This window comes from Acinetobacter sp. YH01021 (assembly GCF_013420255.1).
Classification (GTDB): domain Bacteria; phylum Pseudomonadota; class Gammaproteobacteria; order Pseudomonadales; family Moraxellaceae; genus Acinetobacter.
Window position 1 is genome coordinate 155119 of the sequence record NZ_VOYO01000003.1, and the last position, 14607, is coordinate 169725.

Below are 14607 nucleotides of genomic sequence, written 5' to 3' on the forward strand. Positions count from 1 at the left end.
ATTCAAAATATATTAATGATTTCTTGAAACACTGTCATTAACAATTCGAGGTGTAACGAAAATCAGCAACTCACGTTTGTTATCTGATTTTATATCTTTACGGAATAAACGGCCTAGATAAGGAATATCTCCCAAAAAAGGTACCTTAGTTTGTTGATTGGAAGTTTCTTGCTCGAAGATCCCCCCCAGAACTACAGTTTCGCCATTGTTAACTAAAGCGCTTGTATTAACATAATTTTTATTAATAGCAATATTTCCATCAGGAGTGACTTGACCCGCTGAATCACTATTCACATCCAAGATCATATGTATTTTACCGTCTGGGGTAATACTTGGCGTAACTTCTAAACTTAGTAATGCATCTTTAAATTCTGTAGTTGCTTGACCATCGGTTCCAGTAGATCGATATGGAATTTGTTGACCAGAAGCTACTTTAGCTTTTTGTTTATCACCTGTAAGGACTTTTGGTGTCGAAATAACCTCTCCATAACCATCTGCCTGTAATGCAGAAAGCTCAAGATCCAGCATAAAATCTGACAAGCTAATCAAACCGAACGCAATTCGACCAGCAGGATTAGTTACACCCAAATCAACATTTAAATTATCTGGACGTTGAATATTATACTTCCAGCCTCCAAGTTCATCATCTAATTCAGGGGTTTTTAAATCCCATAAAGTTGTATCACTACCACCTACAAGCAAATGGTTATTGTTCGTAATCCCTTGAGATAGAACCCCCCATTTCACACCCATTTCTTTAGTAAAATCAGTCGTTGCTCGCACAATACGAGCTTCGACCATCACTTGCTTCACCTGTACATCCAGCAAGTCTACCATATTACGAATTTTGTCAATAAAAGGCTGAGTATCATTCACAATAATGGTATTGGTTCGTGCATCAATAGAAACCGAACCACGTGAACTTAATAAACTTTCTTTATCATCATTATTGCTAGTGTTAGAAGAACTGTTTGATGAATTATTTGAGTTTTGTGCAGATTTATTTTGTGTAATGAGTTTTTCAATATCTACCGCTTTGGCATAACTCAGCTGGATATACTCGGTTTGAATTGGTGCTAGTTTCACACTTTGCGCTAAAGCTTTTGCCTCCTCCTCCTGCGCTTTAATCAGTTCTGTAACTGGTGCGATCCAGATCACATTACCATTACGGCGTTTATCCAGATTTTTGGTTTTAAGTACAATATCCAGGGCTTGATCCCACGGCACTTCTTTTAAGCGCAAGGTAATATTGCCTTGTACACTATCTGCGGCCACCATATTGATATCAGTGAAATCGGCTAAGAGCTGTAAAACACGACGGACTTCGATATCTTGGAAATCCAAAGAAATTTTCTTACCCGAATAAGCAACGGTTTTAGGACGTAATGGGCTCTTGGTTTCCGGACGTTTCAAACTGATGGTCAACTTGTTATCAGTCTGATAAGCCATATATTCATAACTTTCCGCAGACTGAATCGTGATCACGCCAGAACCATTTTGATTCACGGCATCGACACTGGAAACTGGTGTAGCAAAATCATTCACATTCAGACGACGGGTCAAATGTGCAGGAATCTTGCTCCCTAAAGTGCGTACTATGACTTTGGTACCCTGCTGCTGTACATCAACAGGAGTATTATTTCCTGCCAGATCGATGACCACCTGACCTTCACCTTGCGCACCGCGCTGGAAACCAATATTACTGATACCCTGAGCTGACTGTTGCTGTACAGGTTGAGCTATAACTACAGGAGTTGCCGAGTTAATTTTAAGAATAAAGGTATTGCCTTCCACGCGAGTCGTAAAGGCTCCAGCTTCGGTCAAATTTACCGTCAGACGTGCCCGCTGAGCATCCGAAGTGACATCTACCGAACTGGCTTCACGTGTTGCCACCGGAATACTGCTTTGTTTTAAATTCTGTTGTGCCTTGTCAAAGTCCAGAATCAAACGTGACGGTGATTCTAATTGGTAGGCTTGTGGTTGTGGTGGCAAACCATTGAACATCACCCGAATCTCAGTTCCTTGTCCAGGAAGCTGCATGGGTACTACATTGGTCATTGAAACCTGCGCACTGGCCGCTTGCATCACCGCAATCGCAACAGCACCCATGGAAAACTGACGAAACACACGATTCATTGTATTAACATCCCCAAAAATAAATTCTTTAATACTCTTATTCATTGTTATTCCTTTAAAACTTATGGCGCCGGCCCGATAAGAACCAGACTTCGCGGACGTTCCACATATCCCTCACGGCCATCTGGAATAATCTCAATCAAATCGATCTGTGTCGGTGTAATTCCAACCACACGACCATGATTAAGCCCCATATAGCTACCATGCTGGATCCGCTCAACTTCACCATCAGGCGTCTGGATTAAAGCCAGAATCTGCCCGGCCTGATTACGCATGCTGCCTTTCATGGTCAAAGTTTCCAGCGGATAACTTTCTAGCGGTTGCAGTTGACGTGATAGGTTTGGATAAACCCGTTTCCCCGCCATAATTTTCAGTTCAGCAGCCAAAGAACTTGGTAAAAAAGGACTTTTGATCTGATGTGCTGCATAGTTGAAGGTTTCAACTGGCATAAAATCAGGCGCAGGTTCAATCGGTAAAGGCGGCTGATTACGAATATTGGCCATTTCCTGATTGACTGCATCAATGCGTGAATCACATCCCAATAATAAAAACCCAAGCGTTAAAGCCGAAGTAATTTTAATGTTCTTCATTACTGCGCCCCCTGAGTAGTGCTGTTAGCTGCAGGCTGCGCTGCAGCGCCTTCCGCATTACCGACATAACGATAAGTTTTGGCTTTCACCACATAATCAATGACCGGAATTTCAGATTTTTTCTCTTTGTTTTCAGTACCGGTAATGGTGAAATCATGCAGCGTAACAATACGTGACAAGCCGGCAATACTGCTCACAAAGGAACCAAAAGCGTGATAATCCCCAGTAGCTTCAATCGCAATTGGCTGTTCAATAAAGAACTCTTGTTTAATTTCAGGCTCTAGACGGATATTTTTAAACTTCAGGCCTGAATTCACACCGCTCAGGTTAATATCTTCAACCAGACCCGGAATTTCAGTTTCTTTCGGCAACTGTTCTAACTGCTGGTTAAAACGGGCTTCCATTTCCTGAAGCTGGATTTGATATTGTTGTAAATTGCGTAATTTGGATTCTTTTTCGCGAAATTCATTCAGCAGGTTTTGTTCTTGAGCACTGGCTTGTGAAATTGACTCAATCGTGCTTCTGATCATGACAAAGTAAATCACCGCAAATGCCAGTGCCGCAATAAAAATCCAGCAGGTAATTTTGACCGACAAAGGCCAGCTACCATAGTTATTTGGATCTAATGTATTGAATTGCTGAAAAAACTTTTCAACAGTCATTTTATTTTTGGGTACAGCGACGACATCTTGGCCGAACTCATCGAATTCTTCATTACTCATGATGATGCCCCCGTAGTTGTAGCGACTGCTTGTTGTTCTTCGTTAAGTACTGGCTGAGCGATCTGATCCAGATCCACAGTTACAGTAAAACTGCCATAAGATTCTTCCACACGTGGAATAATCGAGCTCGGTGCCTTTTCTTTTGCTTCTTCAGCCACCAGGAAGGCATTCATAAAGGCATTCCGATACCAAGATGAAGCTTCCAGATTACGGAGCAGTTCTGCTACCGTATTTGGACTTTCAGCCCGACCTTCAATGGTAAATTTATCGCCGGTACGCTGGAATTTGGTGATGTACATATTGCTTGGGGTGACCCGCACAATTTCATCAATCAGATGTACTGCAATCGGACGCTGGGTTTGTAGGCCCTGAATGAGTTTCATCCGTTCAACAATTGCATTACGCTGTTCTTGTAAACCTTCAAGCGCCTTTAACTGCACATCCAGATTCTGGTTGGTACTTTGAATCAGCTGATTGGCCTGTTCCTGATCCTGAAGCTTGTGATCATAATAAAACCAGGTTGAACCCGCTGCCGCTAATCCCAAGAAAAGCGCCCCCACGCAGATTGCCACAAATTCATTATTTCTTTTAATTCTTAGCTCATCACGCCAAGGAAGTAAGTTAATTCTTGCCATTAATCAAAACTCCTTAATGCCAAACCGCATGCAACCATGAGTGATGACGCGTCATTTTCAATTTTTTTAATATCAATTTGAGGAGAAAAGCCCATTTGCAAAAATGGATTCGCGATCGTGACACGGTAACCGAGTTTTTGTTGTAATAATTTTGCCAGACCTGGAATATTAGCATTCCCGCCGGCCAGTAAAATATGGTCAATCTCATTAAACTGAGAAGATGAAAAGAAGAACTGCAATGAACGGGCTGCCTGTTGCACCACGGCATCCAGAAAGGGTTCTAGGACTTCAATATCATAATCATCCGGCAAGGCACGGGTTTTTTTAGCACGTCCAGCTTCCTCAAAGGATAATCCATAACGATTCTGAATTTCCTGAGTCAATTGCTTGCCGCCAAACACCTGCTCACGGGTATAAATAATCTTGTTGTTCTGCATCACTGACAAGGTCGTCATACTATGACCAATGTCTAAGATACCAACCGTATTGACCCCCATCGGTAAGGTATCCGAAAATACTTTAAAGGCATTTTCCAGCGCAAAACTTTCTACATCTGCAATCTTGGGCGTTAGACTGCTAATCTCTAAAACTTCAGAACGTGCTTCGACATTTTCGATCCGTGTCGCGACCAGCAGCACATTGACCCGGTTCGGATTGGAAAGGCGGTCTGGCAGAACTTCAAAGTCCAGACTCGCTTCATCGAGTGGAAAAGGAATATATTGTTCCGCATCTTCACGAATCTGAACTTCACGTTCATCATCCGACATGTCTGCATCCATCTCAATGATTTTGGTGATGACCATTGAAGTTGGAATCGCAAAAGCGGCCTGATTCGACTGGGTATTACCCAAATTAATTGCACGCCCAAGGGCATCAGCGACAGCTTCTGGGTTTAAGATGTTTTTTTCAACAACACTGTTTTCCGATAATGGGATCAAAGCATAGCTCTCTACCCAGTAACGGCCACTTTTTACAGAAAGTTCTAAAACCTTAACAGAAGTCGAACTAATATCGACTCCTATTAACCCCTTATTTGGTTTACGATATAACCTGCGCACAATATACTTCCTATTATTTTTTTGTCCCCAATTCAATCTAACTTACCAATTGGTCCAGTCTATAATTTTATATAGATACAATAACTCATCTAACAATATGGATATCGACAGGATATACTGACCGGTAATTAGTTCGCCATTAGCTCTTATTAAAACTTACTTGTTATGAAAAAGCTATCTTGTTCAGGCCTTGTTCATCCATTTTTTTTGATCATTATCATTATACTGATCTCAATTCCGATGGGTTTCTATGGCATGTATCTCTATATTGCCCCATCTTTGCCTGAAATGTCCACGCTTAAAAAGGCACCTTTATTAAAGCCTTTACAAGTATTTAGTTCAGATAATGAATTAATTGCCGAATATGGTGGCAAGCTTTCAGTTCCCGTGAAATATGAACAAATTCCGCAGGAATTTATTCATGCGTTCCTCGCAGCGGAAGATTCCAGCTTTTTTGAGCATAGCGGCATCAGCTTTAAGAGTTTGGGACGCGCACTCAGTGAGACGGTGACTGGCTCGGATGTACAGACCGGCGGTTCGACCATTACCATGCAAGTGGCAAAAAACTATTACCTTAGTCCTGAACGGACGCTGAAGCGCAAACTGACGGAAATTTTTCTGGCCCGTAAAATTGAGCAAAACTTAACTAAAGAAGAAATTCTGACCTTGTATGTCAATAAAATTTTCCTGGGGAAAAATGCTTACGGCATCGCAGCAGCAGCTAAAATTTACTATAATAAGAGTTTAGAAGAGCTTTCAATTGCACAAATGGCCATGATCTCTGGCCTGCCTAAAGCACCTTCTCGATATAATCCGGTCGCCAATCCCAAGCGCGCCCTGGAACGTCGTAACTGGATTCTGGGCCGTATGCTGCAACTGGGCTATTTAAATCAGAGCCAGTATCAGCAAGCCATTGCTGAACCGGTAAATTTAGATATGCCTGACCGGAGCACCCGAAACAAATTCCCTTATGTCGGTGAGATGGTACGTTCTGAACTGGTACAAAACTTTGGTGAACAGGCGGTAGATTCTGGTTATAAAGTCTATACCACCATCCATAGTGAACGTCAGGCCTATGCGGAGCAAGCGGTACAAGAAGGCCTAGAGGCTTATGATCGTCGACATGGCTGGCGTGGTGCTGAAGCACATGATCAACCCCTCGATAAGTTCCGTGCCTATGCCAACACCTATCCTGCGCAAGTAACTCAGGTGGGTAATTCCAGTTTTGAAGCACTCATGCAGGATGGAAGCAGCGTGACTGTTCCCTGGTCAGGTATGTCCTGGGCGCGTCGCTTTCGTAACGTCAACAGTGTAGGTGGTGCACCGAGCAAAGCGTCCGAGATTGTCAAAGTTAAAGATATTGTTCGTTTAAGACCCAATGAAAATAAAACCTCTTGGTCATTGGTGCAGATCCCCAATGTGCAAGGACAATTGATTGCCATCAACCCAAATAATGGTGCGATTGAAGCCATTGTCGGGGGATATAATTTTTATCAGTCGAAATTTAACCGTGCAACCCAAGGCTGGCGTCAACCTGGTTCTACCATTAAGCCTTTTGTTTACGCACTGGCTTTAGAACGTGGCATGACGCCACATACCATGGTCAATGATGCACCCATTACCATTGGCAAATGGACGCCACGTAACTCGGATGGCCGTTATCTGGGCATGATTCCGCTACGTCGTGCACTTTATCTGTCACGAAATACAGTCTCAGTGCGCTTATTACAGGCCGTTGGGATTGAACGTACACGTCAGTTATTTATGGATTTTGGTTTACAAGACAGTCAGATTCCACGTAACTATACCATTGCCTTAGGCACCCCGCAGGTCCTACCGATTCAGATGGCGACTGGTTATGCCACCTTTGCCAATGGTGGTTACCGAATCCAGCCGCACTTTATTACTCGTATTGAAGATGCTTATGGCAATACCATCTTTGAAGCCAAGCCTGAATATGCCTGCATTTCATGTATCAACGCAAAAGAAGAAGCAACGCAAACCACTGATACCATTACCGCAGATGACGAAGCAATTACAATCAACAATACAACTTTAGAGCAAAAACAGGTTGCACCTAAAGTCTCTGCCGAAGATAGTAATTATCGTCAGGCACAGCGTATTTTAAAATCCAGCTCTGCCTATGACATGGCCAACATTTTGCGTGACGTGATTCAGCATGGTACCGGTCGTGCGGCATTAAGAATTGGTCGTAGTGATATCGGCGGGAAGACCGGTACCACGAACGATGCCAAAGATGCATGGTTTGCTGGCTTCAATGGCAAGTTAGTCACCGTGACCTGGGTTGGTTTTGACCAGCCGACAACCTTAGGTCGCCGTGAATATGGTGGTGTCGCAGCTCTACCGATCTGGACCGATTTTATGGGCAAGGCATTAAAAGGCCAGCCGGAAGCATGGGTACGTTTAGACCGCAATGCCAAGGCACCGGTGAATCGCAACAAGGCGATTCAGGCTGATGAGCAGCAGGATGATCCATCTTCTCCGCCTCTGGCGACAGCGCTTTACCGTCCTGCACCTGTGGTCGTCCCGAAACGCACAGAAACTGACTTTGAAGATTTGCCAGATCAACCGATTCGTTTACCAGATGATGAAGGTTCTGCACCTCAAGAACAGCCTCTTCAGCCGAACCGGGTAGATTCTCTGGAAAATCTGATTGAAGAATTCCAGTAATCTGACTGATATAAAAAAGCCCTCAGTTGAGGGCTTTTTTATATGCATTTTTTATTTTTTCTGAAACAGGTAAATCTGATATTGCGCCAGTAATTCAAACTGATCCTGCTGTTCAAGTGCTAAACGACGTTCAGGTTTGGCCTTATAAGCATATGGCGTCATCGCAATCAGGTTTTTTAAATCTGCCTGTGGTAAAACCATTGGGGCGTCAATCACCTGCTCACTAATCAAGTTAAACTCATCTTGCAACTGCTCCACAAACTTCTGCGGCTCGTGTGGTTTCACTTCCTCAAATAAAGCCTCACGCATGGCATATAAATGTTGTGGTGCCGGCGTCACTACCATCAAATAAGATTTTGGTTTTAGGACTCGTAGGATTTCCTGTTTGGGAATCGGACTAAACAAGCTGGTGCAGAGATCAATTGATTCATTCAGTACTGGCAAGGTTGCCCCGGTTCCCACGACCCAAGTAATATCTTTATTCAGTTTGGCAGCCACCTGAACTGCATTTTTGGCAATATCGACCCCCACACATTGCAGCACTTCGGCCTGCATGGCATCGGTATAGTAGCCTTCGCCACAGCCAATATCTAAAAGGTTTTCAATCCGCAACTCGCGAATCTTTTCTACAACAGCCTGTTGCAAAGGCGCATAATGACCTGCACTGAGAAATGCGCGACGTGCCTGCACAGACTCAGACGTATCTCCCGGGTTTTTGCTGTGCTTGTGCTGAACCACATGCAGGTTCACATAGCCTTGTTTAGCGACATCGTAACTATGATGATTCTCACATCGCCATGTTCTTTCATTTAAGCTCAACTGCTGGCGACAGACTGGGCACATGAGTAAATTCATCATTTTCTCCAAAACAAAAAAGCCGGCATGCGCCGACTTTTTCCAATGCATTTCTTAGCGCAATTTTAAGGTCATTAGACCCAAAACTACCAGCATAATCGTAATAATCCAGAAACGGATCACCACCTGGGTTTCACGCCAGCCTTTCTTTTCATAATGATGATGTAGCGGCGCCATCAGGAATACACGTTTATTGCGCATTCTTAATGAACCAATTTGCAGGAATACTGAAACCGCTTCCACGACAAAGACACCGGCCATAATCGCAAATACGATTTCCTGACGCACCATGACGGCAATCGTACCCAGCATTGCACCGAGAGATAAAGCACCCACATCACCCATAAATACTTGAGCCGGATGAGCGTTATACCAAAGGAAAGCCAGACCCGCTCCGATCATGGCAGCACAGACTACCACCAGCTCAGACGAATATTTCACATAAGGAATATGCAGATAATTGGCAAAGCGCACATCACCGGCCAGATAGGCAAATACGCCCAGACCCGTAGCAACCAGCACGATTGGCATAATCGCCAGACCATCCAGACCATCGGTCAGGTTCACAGCATTAGATGCACCATTAATCACAAAGTAAGTGAAAATAATGAAGCCAATACCCAGTGGAATAGCCGACAGTGGAATGGTCAAATCTTTGAAAAATGGAATCAATAGATCCAGCATATTCGCGGTATGCACCGGATTGGTCTGTTGCTGCGCAATTACATACAAGGCAATACCAGCACCTAATGAACCCACTGAAGTCCAGAAGAATTTTTTCTTCGCAGGCAAACCCGCATTGTCTTTATAACGGATTTTAATCCAGTCATCAGCCCAGCCTACTGCACCGAAAATTACCATCACACTTAGCACAATCCAGACATAAGGATTGGAAAGATCTGCCCAGAGTAGAGTTGAGATACCAATCGAAAGCAGGATCAGCACCCCCCCCATGGTCGGTGTACCCATTTTCTTGGCATGGTTTTCAGGAGCATATGAGCTGACTGCCTGACCATATTTGAGTGCTTGAAGCTTGCGAATCATTATAGGACCGAGCACCAGACCAATGGTCAGCGCCGTCAAGACACTGAGCAAAGCACGTAAAGTTAAATAGCGAACCACCTGAAACGTGCTGTCAAAGCCCGCCAAATGTTCAAAGAGCCATAACAGCATTTAGAGTTTCTCCATCAATGCAGCCATCAATGTTTCCATATGGGTAAAACGCGACCCTTTAAACAGGAATGACATCGGCTGAGGTTGATGTGTTTCAATCAAATCAATTAAAAATGACAAGGCCTGTTCCTGATTCAGGAAAGCCTGCATTTTTTTACCATATTGTGTACTACGAGCACCTTCTTGTGCGGCAGGCGCAAATTCACCTACAGCCACCACAAAATTAATGCCTTTTACCGAGACCAGATCCCGACCGAGCTTGTAATGCTCGATTGCGGCAGATGAACCGAGTTCACCTATATCGCCGGTGACCATCACCCGAATGCCCTGCTGCTGCGCCAGAACTTCAGCCGCTGCACGCATCGAACCCGGATTGGCATTGTAGGTGTCGTCAATAAATAAATAGTCTTTGTGCGGAATAAAGTTCAGACGACCTTTCGCACCCACGGCCTGTTCCAGACCGGCTACGATATCATCAAGACCAATACCGATCGCCAAGGCGAAAGCTGCTGCTGCGGTCGCATTTTCGACATTATGCTCACCGGCAAACGGCAACTGAACTGTTTTCGAGCCTTGCGCTGTATTCAGGGTAAAGGTTGATGATTGCGCATCCAATACCACGTCGCTGGCATACACATCCCCACCAGCACCAAAACTCAAGCTTTTTTCAGTTGTTACTGCGGCATGAATGGTTTCAGCAAAATCATCTGCAGCAGGAATAATTGAGGTTTCAGAGATATGTGCATAAATCTCGGATTTTGCACGGCAAATTCCGTCACGACCGCCAAATTCACCTAAATGTGCCGTCCCAATATTAATGATCCCAGCCACGTGCGGCTGCACCATTTTCGAGGTGTAATCAATTTCACCCTGATGACTTGCACCGAGTTCCATCACTGCATATTGATGTTCAGGACGTAGCTCCAGCAACATTACCGGCACGCCAAGGTCATTATTCAAATTACCACGCGTAACCAAGGTCGGTGCCAGACGCGACAGAATGCTTCCCAGCATTTCTTTAGTCGTGGTCTTGCCACTACTGCCGGTCAAGGCAATAACTTTGAGTTGAGGATTCTGCTGACGGCGATAAGCACCTAACTGTCCCAATGCCAGACGAGTATCTTCTACCACCAGTTGGCAAATATCGGCATCCACCGGACGGCTGACAATGGCAATTTCACAACCTTGAGCCGCGACTTGCGCAATAAAGTCATGCGCGTCAAAACGCTCGCCTTTCAGCGCAAGAAAAGCATCACCTGCTTCTGCATCACGTGAATCAGTCAAAATCCGCTTGATCTGGTCTACAGGCTTTTTATCATTCAGCCAATAGCCTTGGGTGGCCTGCTGTAATTGTTCTATGCTCCACGGCTCCAGCGCCGCAGTACTTGTTGTTGAGGTATGCATATCTGAATCCTAATGCGCTGAATAGGCTGAATCTGTGTTGCAATACTGGGCATCAATCGCAGCTTGCACTTCGATCACGTCATCAAACCAGTGACGTACGCCATCAATTTCCTGATAATTTTCGTGCCCCTTCCCTGCAATCACGACAATATCACCCACCTGTGCATGTTTAACCGCAAACTTGATCGCTTCACGACGGTCATGAATTTCATGATAAATTTTGCCGGAAAAGTCGATATCATTTTTCATATCAGCAAAAATTTGTGCCGGATCTTCGGTCCGCGGGTTATCAGAAGTGAGTACCGCGATATCTGAACCCTCCAATGCTGCCTGAGTCATGAGTGGACGTTTACCACGGTCACGATCACCGCCACAGCCGAAAACAGCCCAGAGATTTTGTGAAACATGACGTTTCAAGGTCACCAGAACCTGAGTCAAGGCATCCGGGGTATGGGCATAATCCACCACAAACAGGCGCTCGCCATCACGCAGCACCTGCATCCGGCCCGGTGCACCTTTGAGCTGTGGTACAGTTGCCATCAAACTTTCCAAGTCAAATCCAGCCTGCTCCGCCATAATCAGACTGGCGACCAGATTTTCAATATTGAAATGGCCCAGCAATGGACTGTTAACCATATATTCAGCAGAAGCAGTTTTTAGTTTAAAGGTCGCACCTGAAATGCTGTACTGAATATCCTGAACCTGATAATCCGCTTTTTGCTTGGTGGAATAAGTCAAAATTTTAGGCTGTGCCGGATTATTTTTCGCAGCATCCAGCATGATCTGTGCATGCTCATCATCGATATTGATGACAGCGACTTTTAAAGATTCAAACCGGAATAAATCCGATTTCGCTTCCGCATAAGCTTGCAGCGTTCCGTGATAATCCAGATGATCACGACTCAAATTGCTATAACCCGCAATCTCGATATCACAACCATTCAAGCGGCCTTGTTCCAGACCATGCGAACTGGCTTCAATCGAGGCAAATTCTGCACCGGCCTGTGCATAGCCATGCAAGGCATTTTGCAGTTGCAAGGCATCCAGGGTGGTATGCGACGATGCTTCCAGATTTGGCAAAATCCCATTACCTGTGGTACCCATCACTGCACAAGCTTTGCCTTGCAGCATGATGAATTCAGCCACCAAGCGAGAAATCGTGGTTTTACCATTGGTGCCGGTGACTGCAAGAATACGCGCAGCCGTAACGGGTTGGGTTGCTTGTAAATACTGCTTTTGCCATTGCCCCATTAGATGACGTACATCTGTCACCACCAAATTGGGAGATACATCCAGTTCAGTTTCTGAAATCACGGCCAATGCACCCTGCTCTAAAGCTTTCTGGGCGAATTGCACGGTTTTTTCTGACTGTGACAGGCTGGTCAGGGCAATAAAAATTTGTCCCGGTTTAACTTTACGACTATCCAGCTCGAAGCCCTGAAAGGATTGCTTCATCCAGTCAGCGACATCGTGAGGGGTGTAGAGATCTTGAAATGTAATAGACATTGATCACCTATTTACTGGACTTTGGGAGGTTCTAAAGGTTTGTCCAGAGGGACATTCAGCAGACGCAAGGATTCCTGCATCACACGGGCAAAGACCGGTGCAGATACCGTACCGCCATAGTAGGTGCCTTGTGGATTTTCTACCACCACCACCATGGCGATCCGTGGATCACTGACTGGTGCCACGCCGGCAAATAATGCACGGTATTCATTGGTCGAATAACCTTTACGGTCGGCACGCAATTTATGTGCAGTACCGGTTTTACCGGCTACGCGATAACCTGGGATGGTAGCGCGAGTCGCCGTACCACCTGGCAAGGTTGCAGTTTCCATCATCAGCAAGACCTGATCGGCAATCTTGGCATCAATCATCTGCTCACCCTGTGGCTGTTCTTCCAGCTTGTACAGGCTTAACGGTATTTTCACGCCTTTATTGGCCAGCATGGCATAGGCATCGGCCAGCTGTAGCACCGTTGCGTTCAGACCATAACCATAGGACATAGTCGCGACTTCAGATACATTCCATTTGCTCGGCGGCAGGATCAGACCAGCACTTTCACCCGGAAATTTCACCGCTGAACGCTGCCCAAAACCCAGACGCTTATAGAAGGTCGGCAAGGTTTCATAAGGCAGCGACAAGGCCAGTTTGGCCACACCGACGTTAGAGGATTTCTGGATGATGCCACCCAGCGTTAATTGGCCATAATTATGCGTATCGCGAATGGTGTGATTTCCGACCCGCATACTGCCCGGTGTGGTATTCACCACTGAATTCGCCGTATATTTACCACTTTCCAAGGCCATCGCGACTGTCAGCGGCTTCATGGTCGAACCCGGCTCGAAAGAATCGACTGCACCGCGGTTACGCATGGCATCCTTGTTGAGCAGGCTGTTTTTATCATTCGGGTTATAGGATGGCCATGATGACAGCGCCAGAATTTCCCCAGTTTTCACATCGACTGCAATCGCAGTCGCTGAACGGGCATTATTGGCCACACCCGCAGCCGTCAGCTCACGGTACATAATATATTGCAGACGTGAGTCAATACTCAGGGTGATGTTTTCGCCCGGTTCAACTTCTTTAATCACTTCAGGTTCTTTGACCCGGTTGCCTTTTTTATCGCGAATGATCTGCTGCTCGCCATCCTTTCCGGAAAGACGGCTATTCAGCTGCATTTCCAGACCTTCAATGCCGCTGCCTTCACTATTGGTCAGGCCAATAATCTGAGAGTTCGGCTGTGGCTGCGGATAATAGCGCTTATAGTTTTTCTCGGTATATACGCCCTGAAAATTACGCTTCATGATCAGTTCGGCCTGTTGTGGCGGAACTTCTTTTTTCAGGATCAGATAACGTGAACGCGGACGTTCTTGCATTTTTTTGCGCAATTCTGCCCGATCCATACCGACTGCATCCGCCAGCTCATCCAGATTCAGGTTTTTATCCGGTAACTGACGTTTCAGTTTACGGCTATTCGGTTCTTTTTCCAGCGCCAGCATGGTCTCGTCATAGAGTTTTTTATTGTCAAAATAATCACGTGGATCAATCACAATTTTCATGATCGGAGTACTGATCGCCAATGGAATGCCATTACGATCATAAATCACGCCACGCATCGCCTTGATGGTATTGGTTCTTAAAATATTGGCATTGGCTTTATTTTGCAAAAAATCTTTATTAATAATCTGTACATAGAAAGCACGGCAAATCAGTGTCACGAAACACAGCAGCACCACCGCCCACATGATGTAAAAACGATTGATATAAACATTTGAGGCATTTTTGTCGGTGACCGATTGTTTTTTACGTACCGGTTGCTTCTTTCTCTTGTCTACCATGT

Annotated in this window: 11 protein-coding genes; 1 reads left to right on the forward strand and 10 read right to left on the reverse strand. The window is 45.1% G+C overall.

Translation table 11 applies throughout. The annotated features are described in order from the left end of the window. Nucleotides 1–12 precede the first annotated feature (12 nt). The 5 genes from pilQ to FTT86_RS04030 form a co-directional block, all read right to left on the reverse strand. Complete coding sequence (gene pilQ, locus FTT86_RS04010; protein WP_373886108.1) at nt 13–2136, reverse strand: type IV pilus secretin PilQ; 2124 nt, start codon at nt 2134–2136, stop codon at nt 13–15. Nucleotides 2137–2198: 62 nt separating this feature from the next. Beyond that, nucleotides 2199–2726 (reverse strand): pilus assembly protein PilP, encoded by a 528-nt coding sequence (locus tag FTT86_RS04015; RefSeq protein ID WP_155861573.1) that lies wholly within the window; start codon nt 2724–2726, stop codon nt 2199–2201. Beyond that, nucleotides 2726–3448: a type 4a pilus biogenesis protein PilO gene (locus FTT86_RS04020; protein ID WP_004281143.1), complete on the reverse strand. Its 723-nt coding sequence runs from the start codon at nt 3446–3448 to the stop codon at nt 2726–2728. The genes FTT86_RS04015 and FTT86_RS04020 overlap by 1 nt, the downstream gene beginning before the upstream one ends. Further along, nucleotides 3445–4083: a PilN domain-containing protein gene (locus tag FTT86_RS04025; RefSeq protein WP_180180631.1), complete on the reverse strand. Its 639-nt coding sequence runs from the start codon at nt 4081–4083 to the stop codon at nt 3445–3447. Before FTT86_RS04025 ends, FTT86_RS04020 begins: the two co-directional genes overlap by 4 nt. Then, nucleotides 4083–5141 (reverse strand): pilus assembly protein PilM, encoded by a 1059-nt coding sequence (locus FTT86_RS04030; RefSeq protein ID WP_004644949.1) that lies wholly within the window; start codon nt 5139–5141, stop codon nt 4083–4085. The genes FTT86_RS04025 and FTT86_RS04030 overlap by 1 nt, the downstream gene beginning before the upstream one ends. Before the next feature lie 165 nt (nt 5142–5306). Between FTT86_RS04030 and ponA the strand changes: the two genes are divergently transcribed. Continuing rightward, complete coding sequence (gene ponA, locus FTT86_RS04035) at nt 5307–7832, forward strand: penicillin-binding protein PBP1a (RefSeq protein WP_034438383.1); 2526 nt, start codon at nt 5307–5309, stop codon at nt 7830–7832. A 51-nt stretch (nt 7833–7883) separates the two neighbouring features. Here the strand turns inward: ponA and FTT86_RS04040 are convergent, their stop codons facing one another. From FTT86_RS04040 to ftsI, 5 genes are read right to left on the reverse strand one after another with little or no spacing between them, the layout of a single operon-like run. Further along, nucleotides 7884–8687: a putative RNA methyltransferase gene (locus tag FTT86_RS04040; protein WP_005248373.1), complete on the reverse strand. Its 804-nt coding sequence runs from the start codon at nt 8685–8687 to the stop codon at nt 7884–7886. 54 nt (nt 8688–8741) lie between these two features. Next, nucleotides 8742–9860 carry a phospho-N-acetylmuramoyl-pentapeptide-transferase gene (gene mraY / locus FTT86_RS04045; RefSeq protein ID WP_180180632.1) on the reverse strand — a complete coding sequence of 373 codons (1119 nt, stop codon included), beginning with the start codon at nt 9858–9860 and terminating at the stop codon, nt 8742–8744. Further along, entirely contained in the window at nt 9861–11264 is a 1404-nt protein-coding gene (gene murF, locus FTT86_RS04050) for a UDP-N-acetylmuramoyl-tripeptide--D-alanyl-D-alanine ligase (RefSeq protein ID WP_180180633.1), read from the reverse strand. A gap of 9 nt (nt 11265–11273) precedes the next feature. Next, entirely contained in the window at nt 11274–12770 is a 1497-nt protein-coding gene (locus FTT86_RS04055) for a UDP-N-acetylmuramoyl-L-alanyl-D-glutamate--2,6-diaminopimelate ligase (RefSeq protein WP_180180634.1), read from the reverse strand. Between the two features lie 11 nt (nt 12771–12781). Further along, nucleotides 12782–14605: a penicillin-binding protein PBP3 gene (ftsI, locus tag FTT86_RS04060; RefSeq protein WP_180037259.1), complete on the reverse strand. Its 1824-nt coding sequence runs from the start codon at nt 14603–14605 to the stop codon at nt 12782–12784. Nucleotides 14606–14607: the final 2 nt, after the last annotated feature.

Bases quoted from the DNA above. Each gene is read 5' to 3' on its own strand.
- FTT86_RS04040 (WP_005248373.1), bottom strand. From the start codon at position 8,687: ATGAATTTACTCATGTGCCCAGTCTGTCGCCAGCAGTTGAGCTTAAAT.
- FTT86_RS04055 (WP_180180634.1), bottom strand. From the start codon at position 12,770: ATGTCTATTACATTTCAAGATCTCTACACCCCTCACGATGTCGCTGAC.
- FTT86_RS04020 (WP_004281143.1), bottom strand. From the start codon at position 3,448: ATGAGTAATGAAGAATTCGATGAGTTCGGCCAAGATGTCGTCGCTGTA.
- ponA (WP_034438383.1), top strand. From the start codon at position 5,307: ATGAAAAAGCTATCTTGTTCAGGCCTTGTTCATCCATTTTTTTTGATC.
- pilQ (WP_373886108.1), bottom strand. From the start codon at position 2,136: ATGAATCGTGTGTTTCGTCAGTTTTCCATGGGTGCTGTTGCGATTGCG.
- ftsI (WP_180037259.1), bottom strand. From the start codon at position 14,605: ATGGTAGACAAGAGAAAGAAGCAACCGGTACGTAAAAAACAATCGGTC.
- FTT86_RS04025 (WP_180180631.1), bottom strand. From the start codon at position 4,083: ATGGCAAGAATTAACTTACTTCCTTGGCGTGATGAGCTAAGAATTAAA.
- FTT86_RS04015 (WP_155861573.1), bottom strand. From the start codon at position 2,726: ATGAAGAACATTAAAATTACTTCGGCTTTAACGCTTGGGTTTTTATTA.
- mraY (WP_180180632.1), bottom strand. From the start codon at position 9,860: ATGCTGTTATGGCTCTTTGAACATTTGGCGGGCTTTGACAGCACGTTT.
- murF (WP_180180633.1), bottom strand. From the start codon at position 11,264: ATGCATACCTCAACAACAAGTACTGCGGCGCTGGAGCCGTGGAGCATA.